This window comes from Acinetobacter tandoii DSM 14970 = CIP 107469 (assembly GCF_000400735.1).
Lineage (GTDB): Bacteria > Pseudomonadota > Gammaproteobacteria > Pseudomonadales > Moraxellaceae > Acinetobacter > Acinetobacter tandoii.
Genome location: NZ_KE007365.1, coordinates 1 through 15,741, shown reverse-complemented (window position 1 = coordinate 15,741; position 15,741 = coordinate 1). Strand labels below are relative to the sequence as shown.

Sequence of the window (15,741 nt, the reverse complement as noted above, 5' to 3'; positions counted from 1 at the left end):
TTATATAGGAATAATCGTGTTTAGTGATCGATTTGAACAATTAGTTCAAGCTTTAAGAATTTTACCGAGTGTGGGGCCAAAGTCTGCACAACGTATGGCATTGCATCTGATTATGAAAAATCGGGAAGGTGCAGTAGGTTTAGCTTATGCTTTGACCGAAGCAACCAATCATATTCATGAATGTTGTGTGTGCCATTCACTTACAGAAGAAGAAGTCTGTGATATCTGCCTTTCTAACGAGCGTGATGACCAGCTATTGTGTGTGGTAGAGTCTCCTGCGGATGTGATGGCCATTGAGCAAAGCGGAAGTTTCCGAGGCAAATATCATGTTTTAGGTGGGCATTTGTCACCACTCGATGGTATTGGACCAGACGAAATAGGCATTCCTCATTTAGTACAGCGCTTAACTGATGGCAAGATTACAGAAGTGATTCTTGCAACCAACGCAACCGTTGAAGGTCAAGCAACTGCACATTATTTGGTTGAAGCTTGTAAGCATTTACCTGTCCATATGACAAGAATTGCACAAGGCGTACCACAAGGTGGTGAGCTGGAATATGTGGATAGTCATACTTTGAGTCAGGCTGTACACAACCGTATGCGCATGAAATAAGTAAATACTTGTTTCATGTTCATTTTAGAGGAATAGTCCTTTAAATTTTGAAAGATATTTTAACGATCGGTATATTTTTAGGAAATTAATAATATAAAAAAAGTATCAATAAACAGATAAATAGAGCTTATGTACTAAAATTTAAAATAATTATTTAACAGAAATTTAAAATTTTTATAGATAATTGTTATATATGAGGTAAGATATCTTTTTAGAGAATCTATTCCTAGACTCGGCAGTATGTTTCAGTTTATTCAGCACCAAACAGATTTCAATAACTTTTTGTCCATCATGGATCAAAATTCCATTTATGGGCTTGATACAGAGTTTATTAAAGTGGATACCTTGTGGCCAAAGCTTGGTGTGTTCCAAATTAACGTTGCTAATCAAGTCTATTTATTAGATGGGACGACTTTAGATCTCACATTATTCTGGAAAAAAATCTTTACTGCGCAATTGAATGTGTTTCATGCTTGCGGCGAAGATATTGATTTAATTTATCATTACGCAAAAGACAAGTCACTCAGTAATGTTTTTGATACCCAAATTGGGATGTCATTTTTAGGTCATGGCTTGCAAGTCAGTTATCAAAATGCGTTGAAACAAATGTTGAATGTGGATATTGATAAAGATCAGACCCGTTCAGATTGGTTGGCGCGTCCATTGTCTCCAGAACAACTCAATTATGCTGCGAATGATGTACTGTACATCATGGCTTTGGCACAAAAAGTCAGATCAGAATTACAAGAAAAGTATTTATTAGATTTTGCTCAGGAAGATTGTCGAAATCTAACCTATGAAATTGGTCAAGAAACGCCATTGGCTTTGCTTTATCAAGATATTGGAAATTATCGTCATTCACGCCGTGAGCTGATGCAATTACAGCAATTGGCTGTTTGGCGTGAGCAAATGGTTAAGGCACTCAATCAGCCGCGTAGCTTTATTCTTAAAAATTCGACCATGATTGATTTGGTCGAGAAAAATCATTTTCAATTGTGTAATGTCAAAGATATTCGTCAAAACATTCTACGTGAACATGGGAAAACCATTTTAGACTTATTGAAATTTTTACCTGCTCAAGAAGAATGGCCATTGCGTATGGCACGCCCAATCCGCCATTCATCTAAAGAAATTGGCAATAAGGTCGATGCTGTCATTCAAAAAGTGGTCAATGAAACAGCAGTTCCGAAGGAAGTCTTATTGCGCAAAAAGTGGCTCAATGCTGTGTATCAGCATGTCGTCTCGGGTCATGATGAGCAGGATTTACCAAACTATTTACTTGGATGGCGTTATGAGCTTTTGACTAGGCCGCTCATTCAAGTATTACACGACGATCAGCAATATTTATCGACACAAATGCAAGTCGCCCAATAGTCACTCAGATTTGTTTAAAGAATTGACACTTAGACAAATTGACGACTGCTGCGTTAATAATCACTACTGAATCAGATTATTTTTTGTTGTATGCTTGGCGCTGTATTTTCTAAGTTAAGTAATGTTCTAAACATGCATTGTTCAATCTATAAATCGAGCAAAAAAGACGAGATGTATCTTTATGTTGCTCGTCCTTCTGAAAATGATGCAGAAGCATCTAATCCATTAGACGTTGTTCCTGAAGCGCTGCGAGTTGCTTTTGGTCGTGCTACATTCGTGATGCATATTGAGTTATCTGAGACACGCAAATTGGCACGTGTAAATGTATTGCATGTAATGGATTCGATACAAACCAACGGTTTCTTCATTCAAATGCCACCAGAAGGGTTAATTAATCCGAATGCTGTAGCCCCAGAAGGCTTGCGTGGCGCTTAATTTCATTCAGGAGTTGTACTATGGATAATTTACTTTCAATTTTAGACACAATTCCTGAAGATACGATTGCAGTGAGTGTGTATTTGTTAGGTAGCATCATTATTTTATGGTGCTGGTATGCAATAGCGAAACGCTTGCCAAAACCGTTTGGCGGTATTAGCTGGATGGTTATTTTTGCCTTGATGCTAACGCCAACGGTTTCTGAAGGGACAAATGCTTCGATTGCGCCTGCATTTTTTGGTTTGATGTTTGGCATATTGACTAAAGAAAACCCGCTCATCTGGTTTAATTTATCTGCAATTTTATGTGTTCTGGGTTTGGGTTTGATCGTTGGATATTGCTGGTCTAAGTACAGTGATAAACGCGGAATTTCTGTAGTTAACAAGAAAAGTTCACCACTTTAAATAAAAAATAAGGTTATCTTATGTCTGTTGATACTCAACAATTTACGGGTACAAGTCAGTACATCGCGACTGATAGTTTAAAGCTAGCAGTGAAAGCTGCGCGTGCATTGCAAAAGCCATTATTGGTTAAAGGAGAGCCAGGAACAGGCAAGACTTTATTGGCAGAGCAAGTTGCAGATAGCTTAGGTTTAAAACTCATTACATGGCACATCAAGTCGACAACCAAAGCACAGCAAGGTTTGTATGAATATGATGCGGTTTCGCGTTTGCGTGATAGCCAGTTGGGTGATGACCGTGTCTACGACATTAAGAACTATATTAAACCTGGTAAGTTGTGGGAAGCATTTACGAGTAAAGAACGCTGCGTGTTGTTGATTGATGAGATTGACAAGGCGGATATCGAGTTTCCTAATGATTTGTTGCATGAACTCGATAAAATGTCTTTCTTTGTGTATGAAACAGGCGAAACCATTACCGCGACTCAACGCCCAATTGTCATCATCACCTCAAATAATGAAAAAGAATTGCCTGACGCTTTCTTGCGTCGTTGTTTCTTCCATTATATTGAGTTTCCAGATGAAGCAACCATGCGTGAAATTATTGATGTGCATTTCCCGCAGGTTTCAACAGCATTAGTAAATGAAGCACTTCAAGTTTTCTTTAAATTACGTCAGGTTCCTGGGCTAAAAAAACCGCCTTCAACCTCTGAATTGATTGATTGGTTAAGCCTGTTAATGGCAGATGACATGCCTGAAGATGTACTGCGTAACCATGATAAAACTAAAGCCATTCCACCACTTTATGGTGCATTAATTAAAAACGAGCAAGATGTGCAGTTACTTGAGCGTTTAGCCTTTATGTCGCGTCGCTAATGGAGAAACACGCATGTTTGTGCGCTTGTTTTATACTTTACGTAAATATGGTGTGCCTGTGTCTACACGAGAGCTCATTGATCTGAATGAGGCGGTTGCATCAGGCTTAGTATTTGCCGATCAAGAAGAGTTTTATCAGCTTGCAAAAACCATTATGGTGAAGGATGAGCGTTTCTTCGATAAATTTGATCGGGGTATGAAGGACTATTTCGACGGTATTTCAACATTTGACTTGGATGAGTTACTCAATCAAGTTCAGCAGTTACCCAAAGATTGGTTCGATTTAGAATTATTAGAAAAACACCTTACGCCAGAGCAGCGTGAAGAACTTAAAAAAGCAGGTTCTCTCGAAGAATTGATGAAAATGTTGGAAGAGCGATTACGCGAACAACATAAAAAGCATCAAGGTGGCAATCGAATGATTGGTACGGGAGGAACATCTCCTTTTGGTGCTTATGGAGACCATCCTGAAGGTGTGCGTATTGGTGGTCCAAGTCGGAAGCGGTCTGCGGTAAAGGTTTGGGAACAGCGCAAATACCGTAATTTGGATGATGAGCAGATTTTGGGGACACGTCAAATGCAATTGGCATTACGCCGTTTGCGTAAGTTTGCTCGCCAAGGTGCAGCCGAGGAGTTGGACATTGATGGCACTATCAAAGAAACGGCAAAGCAGGGTATTTTAGATGTTCAATTGGTGCCTGAACGTCGTAACCGCGTTAAAGTCTTGATGTTGTTTGATGTGGGTGGCTCAATGGATTCTCATATTGCGCAATGTGAGAAATTATTTAGTGCAGCCAAAACAGAATTTAAAACACTCGAGTATTTCTATTTCCATAATTGTTTGTATGACTATGTCTGGAAAGATAATGTACGTCGCTCAAATACACGCATGAACACATGGGATTTATTCAATACTTATGGGCGAGACTATCGTGTAATTGTCGTTGGTGATGCAAGTATGGCACCTTATGAGCTTAATTCGGTTGGAGGCTCGGTCGAATATATGAATGATGAGTCGGGGCAGGTGTGGCTACATCGGTTACGTCAGCATTTTGATAAAACGGCTTGGCTAAATCCTGAAGAGGAAAATTATTGGCATTACACGCAGACCATTGGTGCAATCAAACAGATTTTTGAGCAGCATATGTATCCGATGACCTTAAAAGGGGTAGAGGATTTAACCAAATACTTAGCACGTTAAATATTTTATGTTTCTAAGTAAGTATTAAATATTTGATAAATAAATGTGATAAAGGGGGGGATAAGCGATGAATCATCAAATTAATGGGGTAGATTTACCAAATGCCGAAGGTTTCTTTGGGCCTTATGGTGGTCAGTTTATTCCTCCGCATCTTAAAGAAGCAATGGATGAAATTAACTTGGCATATGAAGAAATTCGTCATACGTCAGAATTTCAAAATGAGCTGGCGGACTTATTTGCAAACTATGTAGGTCGTCCTAGCCCTTTATTTCACGCGAAACGTTTGTCTGAGCAATTGGGTGGCGCGCAAATTTATTTAAAGCGTGAAGATTTGAACCATACGGGTGCTCATAAAATTAACCATTGTCTTGGTGAAGCATTACTTGCTAAGTACATGGGAAAGACTAAAGTCATCGCGGAAACAGGCGCGGGGCAACATGGCGTGGCTTTGGCGACAGCCTGTGCTTTAGTTGGAATTCCTTGTGAAATTCATATGGGACAGGTGGATATTGAGAAAGAACATCCAAATGTTGTGAAAATGAAGATTCTCGGGGCGAAACTAGTTTCGGTCACACGTGGGACCGCGACCCTTAAAGATGCAGTAGACAGTGCTTTTGAAGAATATCTAAACGATCCAAAAAATTATATTTATGCGATTGGTTCGGTTGTTGGTCCGCATCCATTTCCGAAAATGGTGCGTGATTTTCAAAGTATTATTGGTAAAGAAATTAAAGTGCAAGCCCAAGACCGATTTGGGCAAAGTCCTGATTATGTTGTGGCTTGTGTAGGTGGTGGCTCCAATGCAATTGGTGCATTTACTGCATTCTTAAATGATCCTGAGGTGAAATTAGTGGGTGTTGAGCCTGCTGGTCATGGATTAGATACAGCAATGCATTCTGCAACTTTAACTTTAGGTAAACCAAGTCAAATTCATGGTATGGCATGTTATGTGCTGGAAGATGAACAAGGTGAGCCTTTACCTGTACATTCAATTGCTTCTGGTTTGGACTATCCTGGTGTAGGACCACAACACAGCTTTCTTAAAGATTTAGGGCGTGTTGAATATACAACAGCAACCGATCAAGAGTGTTTAGATGCGTTTATGACTTTGTCGCGTGTTGAAGGGATTGTACCTGCACTAGAAAGCTCACATGCAGTCGCATGGGCATTACGAGAAGCACCTAAATTACCTAAAGATGTGAAAATTGTGGTGAATTTATCAGGTCGTGGTGATAAAGATTCTGATTATGTTGCAGACAAACTTGGTCTCAATTAAAACGTACACTTAAAAAGGTCAGCAAGCGCTGACCTTTTTTCTATATGGGCTGATATTTGATTAACCAGAGATATATTGCTGCAATTGCTCAATCAAGTTTTTCTGATCTGCCATCGCTGCTTTTACCAAGTCACCAATTGAAATTAAGCCAATCAGTCGTTCATTCTCGACCACAGGCAAGTGGCGTAGGTGGCGAACAGTCATTAACTCCAGGCAGTCTTCTATACTGGTGCTGGTTGTTACGGTCAATACAGTGGCCGTCATAATTTCACTGACATTGGTTGTAAATGAAGTGCGTTCCATTAATGCAACTTTACGCGTGTAATCACGTTCGGAAATAATACCAACGACTTTTTCGTCCTGTGTTACCACTAAAGCACCAATACCTTTGTCTGCCATAAGTGTAATGGCTTCAAATACGGTTGAATCTGGACGAATTGTAAAAACTGACTGTTCGGATTTATCTTGAAGGACTTGTACAACTTTAGTCATATTATTCATCTCTGATGTTGTTTATTGTTTGACTTTTAACTTAACTTGAAATATGCAAAATGCAAATACCTAAGCAGTCATAAATTGCATAAAATTAAAAAAATTAGGTGTTAAGTGTAAACACCTAATTTAATTTGCTTTAAGCGGGCTGTAATTGCACATCAGCAAAGAAAAAATGTCGCATTTGCTGAGTGGTGAGTTTAAATTTTTGACTAGAAGAATTACATAGCGCAGGAATGACTTTGAGTCGAGTTAAAGTTGGAAGCAACGATTTTTGAAAATCGGTAGGGGTAATCTTGCGAGGTGTATAGCTCGGCCAATGTACCTCTGCGTATTTATATGCTTGAGCGCTATTCATCCAGAATGGAAAAATAAAATCATCTTGGTCGGACATGATTGCCCAGCCTTCATTATATAAACCCCACAACACACCGCAGTACATCATGGATTTAAGAACAGTAATTTTAAAAAATAAGTCTTTCGCGATCGGTTGTAATTGACTAATTTGTTTCATATTGGACAAACTTTGTGAAGTCATGGGTTATTGTAAAAATATCATGTTAAATTTCAGTGTAAGCTTTGCGAAAAATCGTAAGTAAATATTTTTTTAAATAAAGCCCAAAAAAAACGCCACCTAAGTGACGTTTCATTATGCTTGCATTGTGGCCATTTTCTGCCAGTACTGAGCTTTAAGAGAATCACGTTCTACACGAAAACCTTGGTAATAAAGTTCAGCTAAAAACATTGCTGCTTTACCATGACCTGCACGGGCAGCATCTTCCAACTGTAAAACTGCTTCTGAAAAGTTCATTTGCGATTGAATTGTGTTTACCGCATTAGCATACACATGTTCTAACTCATGATGAGAAATTTGTTGAATCATAGATAACTCCTTATTGTAATTATGATTGCACAGCTCGACTTTTATAGTCTTCATACTAATTTAACTAAGTATTATTAAACTAATATTACAGATTAAGTGAAAAGTCAAATAAGATATGGGGGTAGTCTAAATAAATTCAAGTTACATGATTAAACAATAGTCAAAAAGTTTTTTTATTAAGATGGAACTACAGGATACTGTAATTAAAAGGAGAATAATATGACAAATACAATAGATGGTTTTACTTTTGATTTGCCACTCAATGCGGAAAAAATTATTGAATTGGCTCATTATCATCGTCAACAGTTAGATGAAGCTGTTTTTCATAATGAGATTCATTTGGGGGAATATTGTTTAGCTCAACGTAAACGTGTTTATGATTTTACACGAACATTAGAGCCGCAACAGCGAGTTGAATTTTATAAAATGTATGATGGGGAGCTGCGTAGAATTGCTGATGATGAGGACTTACATCCTGCAGATGCAGAACATGGTGTAGGCGTATTTACCATTGTACTGGCATTAGCGTTAATTGCTTTTATCCTTTATTTTGCTGTAGTCCGTAATATTACCAGTGCTTAAGACAGAATTTGCCCATTTTTAGCCAGTTGAGGTTAAGACTGGGCAAATAAACTTGAGATTCTATTGTTGTCAACCTACACTACCTACTCATTCGAGGTAGTGTATGCATAGTGCAAAGCAAAAAATTATTCATTTTTTTAATCAATTCAAATTAGAGAATTTATATTATTTCTTGGTCTTGCTGATTATTGGGGCAATTCTTTTTTTGGCCACTTTTGCATTATTTAGACCTGTTACACCAGAGCAATATCATCAAATCAAGCAGTTATCTCGGCAAGCATATTATCCTTCTACTCAAGATATGGCAGATCAGCTTTTGTATAAGCATCAGATCACCATAGGTCATTATCTAAAACTGATGCGGGCGTATCATGCGGAGAAAAATCGGGCGCAGGAGCTTCCTCCTTTGGCGGATGAGACGCTTCGTTGAATTTTGGTCGTGCTGCTTCGTTTGGAATGAGTTTTTCATTGGTATTTAGATTATTTTGTAGAATTTGCTCTAAGGCAGATTTATCTAATTTTTTGCTAAAAATAATGATCGTTAATCGATCTGGATGTAAATGCTTTTGAATAGCACTTTGTACTTGAGTAGCGGTAACTTTACTTAATTCTTCAGTGTAGTAGTCTAAATAATTCGCAGGTAAATGATAAAAACCAATAGCACCTAACTGAGCATTAATCGCGGCATTGCTACTATAGTGATTTGGAAAAGCTCGTATCATGCCCAATTTTGCTTGTTCAAGCTGTTGTTTATCAATCGGAGTATGGATGAAATTGACTAAGGCTTGATGTGCAATTTGAATGCTTTCTAACAAATGATCTTGCTCGGTAGAATAGCCTAAGCTAAAAGGACCAGCGACTTGCATAAAACTAAAATTACTATAAGCACCATAGGTTAGTCCGCGTTTTACACGTAGTTCTTGGCTTAATATAGAATTGAATCCACCTGTGCCGAATATACGATTGGCAAGTAGTAGCGCTAAATAATCAGGATCATCACGAGTCGTTCCAATTGCACCCATAATAATATGTGCTTGGCTTGAAGCATAAGGGATATGCCGAATGTTAAAATCTGTACGAATATTGGGGGCTGGAAGGGGATCGGCCTCGTTTCCTGCGGGTAATTGCTTGGCTATTTTTTCAGACAGTTTTAATGCTTCCTTCGGATTTAATTGTCCAGTAATTGCAATGTTCAAATTATTACGTACTAAAAAACGCTTGCGGAACTCGATCAAATTTTCAGGCGTAATGCGTTTAATGCTGGCTTGAGTTCCTGTAATCGGTTCGGCATAAGGGTGTTTCCCATATAAAGTGCGATAAAAAACAATATTTTTCATACGCTCTGGGTTTTCTTTTAATTGTTTTTGCCCCACTGCTCTATTACTGAGCATCAAATCAATACTTGGCGTTTGAAAGGTTGAATGATTCAACATGTCAAGCATCATTGCCACTGCGGGTTGTAACTTTTCAGGGTCAGATAAGGTTCTTAATTTGATAATAAACATATCTCGATATGACGCTACGCTGAATTTTGCTCCAACACTTTCGAAAGTAGAAATAATTTCTTCCGCCGTATAGTTGCTGGTTCCTTCATCTATTAGCTGTGCCACCATGTTGGACAAACCATAAAGATTAGATCCTATTTCCGAGTCACGTGCTGAACCTGCATTAAATGTCAGTTGAATATCCACCATGGGTAGAGTTGGAGATTCTACAAACAGTGATCGAACATGAAAGCGATTATTCAGTTCATGTACGAAAGGTGCGGTTTGATGTGGATTTTCCTGAATATTTTTGAGGCTTTGTAGCTGAGTCATTGATTTGAACTCATTTGTTGATTGCGTGTTTGGTAGAGCCTCGGCAAAACTAGCAGGTAAACATAAAAAAGAGCTGATAATACATAAATGAAATTTCCACATTTTCTTCTCCATTGGTTATTTTTTCTGATCAGGGAGAATATGCATGTTGCTTAGATTGTTTTGGTTGAAATAAGTATTCGCTACGCGTTGAATATCTTCGGGGGTAACTGATTCATAGTGTTGTTGTAATTGATCGATTAATTGATAGCTCAATCCATTCACCTCCAATGTTCCAATCATTCGGGCTTGTCCAGCTATATCATCTTGACTATAAATAAAATCGGCAATATATCGTGTCACTACACGATTCAGTTCATCATTAGAGACTGGGGTGTTTTTAAGATTTTCAATTTCAGCCAATAAGGCTTTTTCAATCTCCTCAAGTGAAATTCCTTCAACAGGTAGAGCTGTAACACTAAACAGACTATCGCCACGATTATATGGATCATAAGATACACTAACCGATGTTGCTAACTTCTGTTTACGGACTAAATTATTTTGTAGACGTGTAGTTATTCCGCTATCCAATATATTTTTGATCATCACCAACGCATAGACATCTTGTGGATTTTGCGCAGTGGCTAAGGAGTGAACATTCCAAGCGAAAAAGAGATTTGGCACTTGTACGGGAAGTTTAACCTCCATGTAGCGATAGCCAATATTTGTATGTTCTTGAACATCATTTCTTTGGGGGAGTGTCTTTGCTGGAATTGAAGAAAAGTATTGTTTTACTTGATGAAGCGTTTGTTTTGTATCTATATCACCAACAATAACTAAAATAGCATTATTGGGAGCGTACCAGTCTTCATACCATTTTTTGAGATCATTTAATTGTAAAGTGTTGAGATTTTTCATATAGCCAATTACAGGCTGTCTATAATGACTGGTTGGATAAGAAATCCATCTAAACCGTTCCGATGCAAGGGCACGTGGATTATCATCGGTTCTTTGACGTCGCTCTTCCATGACGACTTTAATTTCAGTATCAAAATCTTGTTGTCTGAGCAGTAAATTACTCATCCGATCAGCTTCTACTTCCAATGCTAAAGCTAAAAAATCTTTTTGGTAGAGCTGATAATAATTGGTGTAGTTGGTAAAAGTTGCTGCGTTCACGCTGCCACCGTAGAGACGGCTTAGGCGGGTAAATTCATCATTAGGTACTCGGGTTGTGCCTTTAAACATCATATGTTCTAAAGCGTGTGAAATACCAAGCTGATTTCCTGATTCATCACTACTGCCAACGGCATACCAAATTTGTGTCATGACCATAGGTGAACGATGGTCTTCACGAATTATTACTTTCAGGCCATTGTCTAAAGTATATTTTGAGATTGAATGAGTCAGATTGTTTTCGGGTTTTGCGTAAACGGGAGAATAATAAATTGGACAAATAAAAAGTAATATACCTGCGAATATAGAAGGTTTTTCTAGGTGCTTATTATTATTTTTGCCAAACACTTAAGGAACTCACAGGCCTTGGTATTTACATTCATTTTTAAGAAAATTACGTATAAAAGCAAGACAAGGGTGTAGCTTTTTGTAGCTGATTTACAGGCTACGGCAAGATAAAGAAAATCCTTATCTTTTATGCTAAAATTATTAACTTTTAACACGCTGCTTTTCAAAGGATTCGGCATGCAACAACAATCTACTGGGCAAAATAAATTCTTGATTGATGCTGATATTGGGGATGATGATGTAACTTTACCAAGTTTACCTGCGGTAAATGTGCCTATTATTGAGACGCCAAAAGCTGAAGAAATTGTTACACCAGTTCAAAAAGATTCTGATGAGCAAACTACCGAAAAGCCAACAGGCGGCTTTTTTAGCCGAATGAAAGAAGGGTTAACCAAAACCCGTAAAAACTTTGCTGATGGTATGGTCAATATTTTGATCGGCGGTAAAGAAATTGATGACGAACTACTCGAAGAAGTTGAAGAGCAGCTTTTAGTTGCAGATATTGGTGTAGATGCGACCAAAACAATTATCGCGAATTTAACAGAGCGTACTGCGCGTGGTGATTTAATTTACTCACATTCTTTGTATAAAGCATTACAGGAAGAATTGGTAAGTTTGTTGGCTCCACGTGTTAAGCCCTTACATATTGATCCAAATAAAAATCCATTTGTAATTTTGGTTGTGGGCGTAAATGGTGTAGGTAAAACCACCACTATTGGTAAATTGGCTAAGCGTTTGCAAGGTGAGGGTAAGAAAGTCATGCTTGCAGCAGGGGATACTTTCCGTGCAGCAGCAACAGAGCAATTACAAATTTGGGGGGAGCGTAACAACATCGCTGTCGTTGCCCAAGGTCATGGAGCAGATAGTGCCTCTGTTATTTTTGATGCTTTTGAAAGTGCACGTGCAAAAGGTGTAGATGTTTTAATTGCTGATACGGCTGGGCGTTTACATAACAAAAGTCATTTAATGCAAGAGTTGACGAAAGTTAAACGTGTTATGCAAAAAATTGATGCTACAGCGCCACATGAAATTATGTTAGTGGTCGATGCTGGCACGGGCCAGAATGCGATTAACCAAGTCGAGTTGTTTGATGAGGCTGTTGGTCTTACAGGTATTACGATCACTAAATTAGATGGAACAGCAAAAGGCGGAGTTCTATTTAATATTGCAAGTCGTACACATGTTCCAATTCGCTTTATTGGTGTCGGTGAAAAAATTGATGATTTACGACCATTCTCTGCAAAATCATTTGTAGCTGCATTGTTTGAAACAGAAAAATAAAAAGTAGTGTATTTCACACAAACTCCGCAAAATGCGGAGTTTGTCTTTTTTAGGGTATCTATTTGATTTAAAAGAGAACAGTTTATTTGCGATAAATAGGTTTTTCCCGAAAATTTAGCGTTAAAATAAAATCCTTACAAAAAATATGTATATTCGGTTTTATGGGGTAATCAATGGCACTATTAGATAAACTTAGCCAAATGCTAACGACTGAAATTACAACAGACTTAATTTTTAATAGAAAAAATGAAACGGATTCAAGAGAGTCTAGTTATCTACTACAATTACAACAACGTCGCTGTATACAACAATTAGGCAAGCGCGTAGTACATGATCAAGCATACTTAACCGATTTAATTCAGGCGACGGTTCTAAATTGTCCATCTGCATTGAATATGAAAACTACACGTATCGTTATTTTATTTTCCAAAGCACATAAGGATTTCTGGCATTTAGTGCAAGAGATTCAAAAAACTCAAATACCTGAACATTTATTCTCTGCAACGGCAACCAAAATTCAAAAATGTAGCTCGGCGTATGGGACGGTTTTATTTTTTGAAGATCAAACAGTCATTGAAAACTTGAAAAAGAACTCCCCTTTAAACTCGGCAGAAGTGCCATTGTGGTCACAACAGAGTTCAGGAATGGCGCAGTATGCGGTTTGGATGGCTTTGGCAGAAATAGGAATAGGAGCAAACTTTAATTATTACAACCCATCAATTGATTACAAAGTCGCACAATACTTAAAAATAAGTACAAAATGGAAACTTCAAACCCAATTGGTATTTGGTTCTGTTGAACAAGAAGCTGAGCATGTAAAAGCTATGAATAAAGAAGCAGAATTTTTAGTTTTTAAATAAAGAGTGACAATTCCGTTTAGGCTTTAATGAAGCAAATTTTGTTATGCTTTGAACGTTCTAAATATAAGACAGACTGTCACAGCCATAGGTCTTTATATAATTTACAAAGGACTTATGATATTCCTAAGTCAATTGAGATATAAATCTCTATTTAACGAACCAATGAATGAGGAAATAATAATGGCATTCTTAGAGCATATGAAAAAACGCCGTACAATTTATGCAATCGGAAAAAATGTAAATCTGCAACAAACTGAAGTTGAACAGCTTATTAAAGATGCTGTACGTGAAAGTCCTTCTGCATTTAACTCTCAAACCTCACGTGTTGTTAGCTTATTTGGTCAATCACATTATAATTTCTGGGAAATTGTACGTGAAACTTTGCGTAAAATGGTTCCAGCGGAAGCTTTTGAGAATACGAGTAAAAAAATAGATAGCTTCTCAGCAGGTTATGCTACGGTTCTTTTTTATGAAGACCAAGATGTCGTTAAATCCTTGCAAGAGCAATTTGCTCTCTATGCAGATAACTTTCCAGTATGGTCGGAGCATTCATCAGCAATCGCCCAATATGCAGTTTGGACAATATTGGCTGAACATAACATTGGGGCATCTTTACAACACTATAACCCAGTGGTTGATGCTGAAGTTGCGGCAACTTTTGACATTCCAAGCAATTGGAAACTACGCGCCCAATTAGTATTAGGTTCAATCGAAGCTCCTGCTGGCGAAAAAACATATCTAGAAGATAATATTCGTTTTAAAACATTTAACTAAATGTCTTAGCCGCAACTATCTATATTGATGGTTGCGGTATCACAAAATGTTCCAATAACAATAATCACGTATACAGAAATTTAGTGAAATAAACGTTCTCTCGACCAAATGCCAATATCTTCTATTGTGTAAAGCATATAAAAATAAGTTCAAGAAAACGATTGCATTTCAAAAATGACTTTGTCATAAAATTGTCATTTATAACTTGCATAGTGCAACTAAAATTTAACAATGAATCAAGAGAAGGCAAAATGGCTTTACGTTTAACATTTGCTACAGCGGCATTAATAGTAAGTAGTTCAGTATTTTCAGCGGTTACAATTACAGCACCAGAAGAAATTAAGATCCTTGCGGTAAACGATCAAGAAGTGAATACAGGTTTATTTCGTTCAGAAAATAACGTCTATAAATTAGATGCAGGCAGCTCAGACATTAGTGTTCGTTACATTCAATACTTTGAACATATGTCTGGTGAGCACGATATCGTAAAATCAGGTGTTGTTACTTTGAAAACACCAAGCCTTCAAGATAATGAAACCTATAAATTAGCTTTAATCAATGCTCCAAAAACGTTTGAAGATGCAAAAAAATATGCGCAGCAACCGACAATTGCACTTTTTGACAAAAAACAGCAAGTATTAGTTCAGCAAACTGGTGCGAATACAGAACAAAAACCATGGTTAAGTCGAAGCATGTTTGGAGGGGCTTTAGATTTAACACAAAAAAATGCTACGCCTGCTAATCAGCCACCAGCCGTATATACACAAACTGTGACAAACCCACAATCTTCGACTCAACAAATTGCTACAAATACAAAATCAAATGCTATAGCTGTAGATCAACAATTAATTGAGTTATGGAAGAAAGCGGATAAAACAGAACGTCAAAAATTTATGAGTTGGCTCGCTACACAAGCAAACTAGATCACACCGCAACACAAAAAACTTAGTACACGTATTATGGACTAAGTTTTTTGTGTATCAAAACCTATAAAAAGTGTACTCAGACTTTAAATTTAGTGCTATAAATGCTCAATTGGGATAAATATTGATCGCTTAATGGCATATTCTATAATTATTTATAAAATAGGCTTGCACTGAAAATAAAACCGTATAGAATGCACCCCATACCGACGAGATAGATGGAAATGAACGAAGTGCGAAGCACTGAGTTGTTGAGTTTATTGAGTCCAGCATCTAATACTGACGAGGTATTAGATAGATCATTAAGAGATTATGAAGAACAACTTGTGTGGATTTTTACTGATTGATTGATCGAAATTATTTTCATTGATTGATGGTAGAAATTACTCGAAGTTTATTTGAGAAATTAATGTCAGAAAATTGATGAGCCAGATTTGGTGTTTAGAATAAAGCA

17 protein-coding genes are annotated in these 15,741 nt (G+C 37.5%); 12 read left to right on the top strand and 5 right to left on the bottom strand.

Annotation, left to right across the window (positions count from 1 at the left end; translation table 11 throughout):
- Positions 1 to 16 precede the first annotated feature (16 nt).
- From recR to trpB, 7 genes are all read left to right on the top strand, one after another.
- Positions 17 to 613, top strand: coding sequence for a recombination mediator RecR (recR, locus tag I593_RS03990; RefSeq protein WP_016166280.1), 597 nt, complete (start codon positions 17 to 19; stop codon positions 611 to 613).
- Between the two features lie 240 nt (positions 614 to 853).
- Positions 854 to 1,987, top strand: a complete 1,134-nt coding sequence (locus I593_RS03985) for a ribonuclease D (RefSeq protein ID WP_035309768.1) — start codon at positions 854 to 856, stop codon at positions 1,985 to 1,987.
- Positions 1,988 to 2,119: 132 nt separating this feature from the next.
- Positions 2,120 to 2,422, top strand: a complete 303-nt coding sequence (locus I593_RS03980) for a YcgL domain-containing protein (RefSeq protein WP_026441167.1) — start codon at positions 2,120 to 2,122, stop codon at positions 2,420 to 2,422.
- A 20-nt stretch (positions 2,423 to 2,442) separates the two neighbouring features.
- The gene (locus I593_RS03975) at positions 2,443 to 2,826 is read left to right on the top strand and encodes a hypothetical protein (protein WP_016166277.1); all 384 of its coding nucleotides are present in this window, start codon (positions 2,443 to 2,445) and stop codon (positions 2,824 to 2,826) included.
- 20 nt (positions 2,827 to 2,846) lie between these two features.
- Positions 2,847 to 3,698, top strand: a complete 852-nt coding sequence (locus I593_RS03970) for an AAA family ATPase (RefSeq protein ID WP_016166276.1) — start codon at positions 2,847 to 2,849, stop codon at positions 3,696 to 3,698.
- Positions 3,699 to 3,711: 13 nt separating this feature from the next.
- A complete protein-coding gene (locus I593_RS03965) occupies positions 3,712 to 4,899 on the top strand; it encodes a vWA domain-containing protein (RefSeq protein WP_016166275.1) in 1,188 nt (395 codons plus the stop codon).
- Between the two features lie 67 nt (positions 4,900 to 4,966).
- Positions 4,967 to 6,175: a tryptophan synthase subunit beta gene (gene trpB, locus I593_RS03960; protein WP_016166274.1), complete on the top strand. Its 1,209-nt coding sequence runs from the start codon at positions 4,967 to 4,969 to the stop codon at positions 6,173 to 6,175.
- A 60-nt stretch (positions 6,176 to 6,235) separates the two neighbouring features.
- On the opposite strand, the gene I593_RS03955 is transcribed toward trpB, so the two are convergent.
- The 3 genes from I593_RS03955 to I593_RS03945 form a co-directional block, all read right to left on the bottom strand.
- On the bottom strand, positions 6,236 to 6,667 hold the full coding sequence (locus I593_RS03955; RefSeq protein WP_016166273.1) for a CBS domain-containing protein: 432 nt from the start codon (positions 6,665 to 6,667) through the stop codon (positions 6,236 to 6,238).
- Between the two features lie 139 nt (positions 6,668 to 6,806).
- Positions 6,807 to 7,181 carry a DUF2750 domain-containing protein gene (locus tag I593_RS03950; RefSeq protein ID WP_035302455.1) on the bottom strand — a complete coding sequence of 125 codons (375 nt, stop codon included), beginning with the start codon at positions 7,179 to 7,181 and terminating at the stop codon, positions 6,807 to 6,809.
- A gap of 135 nt (positions 7,182 to 7,316) precedes the next feature.
- Positions 7,317 to 7,550, bottom strand: a complete 234-nt coding sequence (locus I593_RS03945; protein WP_016166270.1) for an SEL1-like repeat protein — start codon at positions 7,548 to 7,550, stop codon at positions 7,317 to 7,319.
- Positions 7,551 to 7,769: 219 nt separating this feature from the next.
- Here I593_RS03945 and I593_RS03940 point away from each other — a divergent pair, with 219 nt between their 5' ends.
- Entirely contained in the window at positions 7,770 to 8,132 is a 363-nt protein-coding gene (locus I593_RS03940; RefSeq protein ID WP_016166269.1) for a hypothetical protein, read from the top strand.
- A gap of 332 nt (positions 8,133 to 8,464) precedes the next feature.
- Here I593_RS03940 and I593_RS03935 read toward each other — a convergent pair whose 3' ends face one another.
- Together I593_RS03935 and I593_RS03930 are read right to left on the bottom strand one after the other, a co-directional pair.
- Positions 8,465 to 10,051, bottom strand: coding sequence for a M16 family metallopeptidase (locus tag I593_RS03935; RefSeq protein ID WP_016166267.1), 1,587 nt, complete (start codon positions 10,049 to 10,051; stop codon positions 8,465 to 8,467).
- Positions 10,052 to 10,066: 15 nt separating this feature from the next.
- Positions 10,067 to 11,407, bottom strand: a complete 1,341-nt coding sequence (locus tag I593_RS03930) for a M16 family metallopeptidase (RefSeq protein ID WP_035302453.1) — start codon at positions 11,405 to 11,407, stop codon at positions 10,067 to 10,069.
- Between the two features lie 219 nt (positions 11,408 to 11,626).
- On the opposite strand from I593_RS03930, the gene ftsY reads away from it, so the two are divergent.
- The 4 genes from ftsY (at position 11,627) to I593_RS03910 (ending at position 15,287) form a co-directional block, all read left to right on the top strand.
- On the top strand, positions 11,627 to 12,730 hold the full coding sequence (gene ftsY / locus I593_RS03925) for a signal recognition particle-docking protein FtsY (protein WP_016166265.1): 1,104 nt from the start codon (positions 11,627 to 11,629) through the stop codon (positions 12,728 to 12,730).
- Between the two features lie 173 nt (positions 12,731 to 12,903).
- Positions 12,904 to 13,590 carry a nitroreductase family protein gene (locus I593_RS03920; protein ID WP_016166264.1) on the top strand — a complete coding sequence of 229 codons (687 nt, stop codon included), beginning with the start codon at positions 12,904 to 12,906 and terminating at the stop codon, positions 13,588 to 13,590.
- A 180-nt stretch (positions 13,591 to 13,770) separates the two neighbouring features.
- The gene (locus I593_RS03915; RefSeq protein WP_016166263.1) at positions 13,771 to 14,364 is read left to right on the top strand and encodes a nitroreductase family protein; all 594 of its coding nucleotides are present in this window, start codon (positions 13,771 to 13,773) and stop codon (positions 14,362 to 14,364) included.
- A gap of 251 nt (positions 14,365 to 14,615) precedes the next feature.
- Complete coding sequence (locus I593_RS03910; protein WP_016166262.1) at positions 14,616 to 15,287, top strand: DUF2057 domain-containing protein; 672 nt, start codon at positions 14,616 to 14,618, stop codon at positions 15,285 to 15,287.
- Positions 15,288 to 15,741 lie beyond the last annotated feature (454 nt).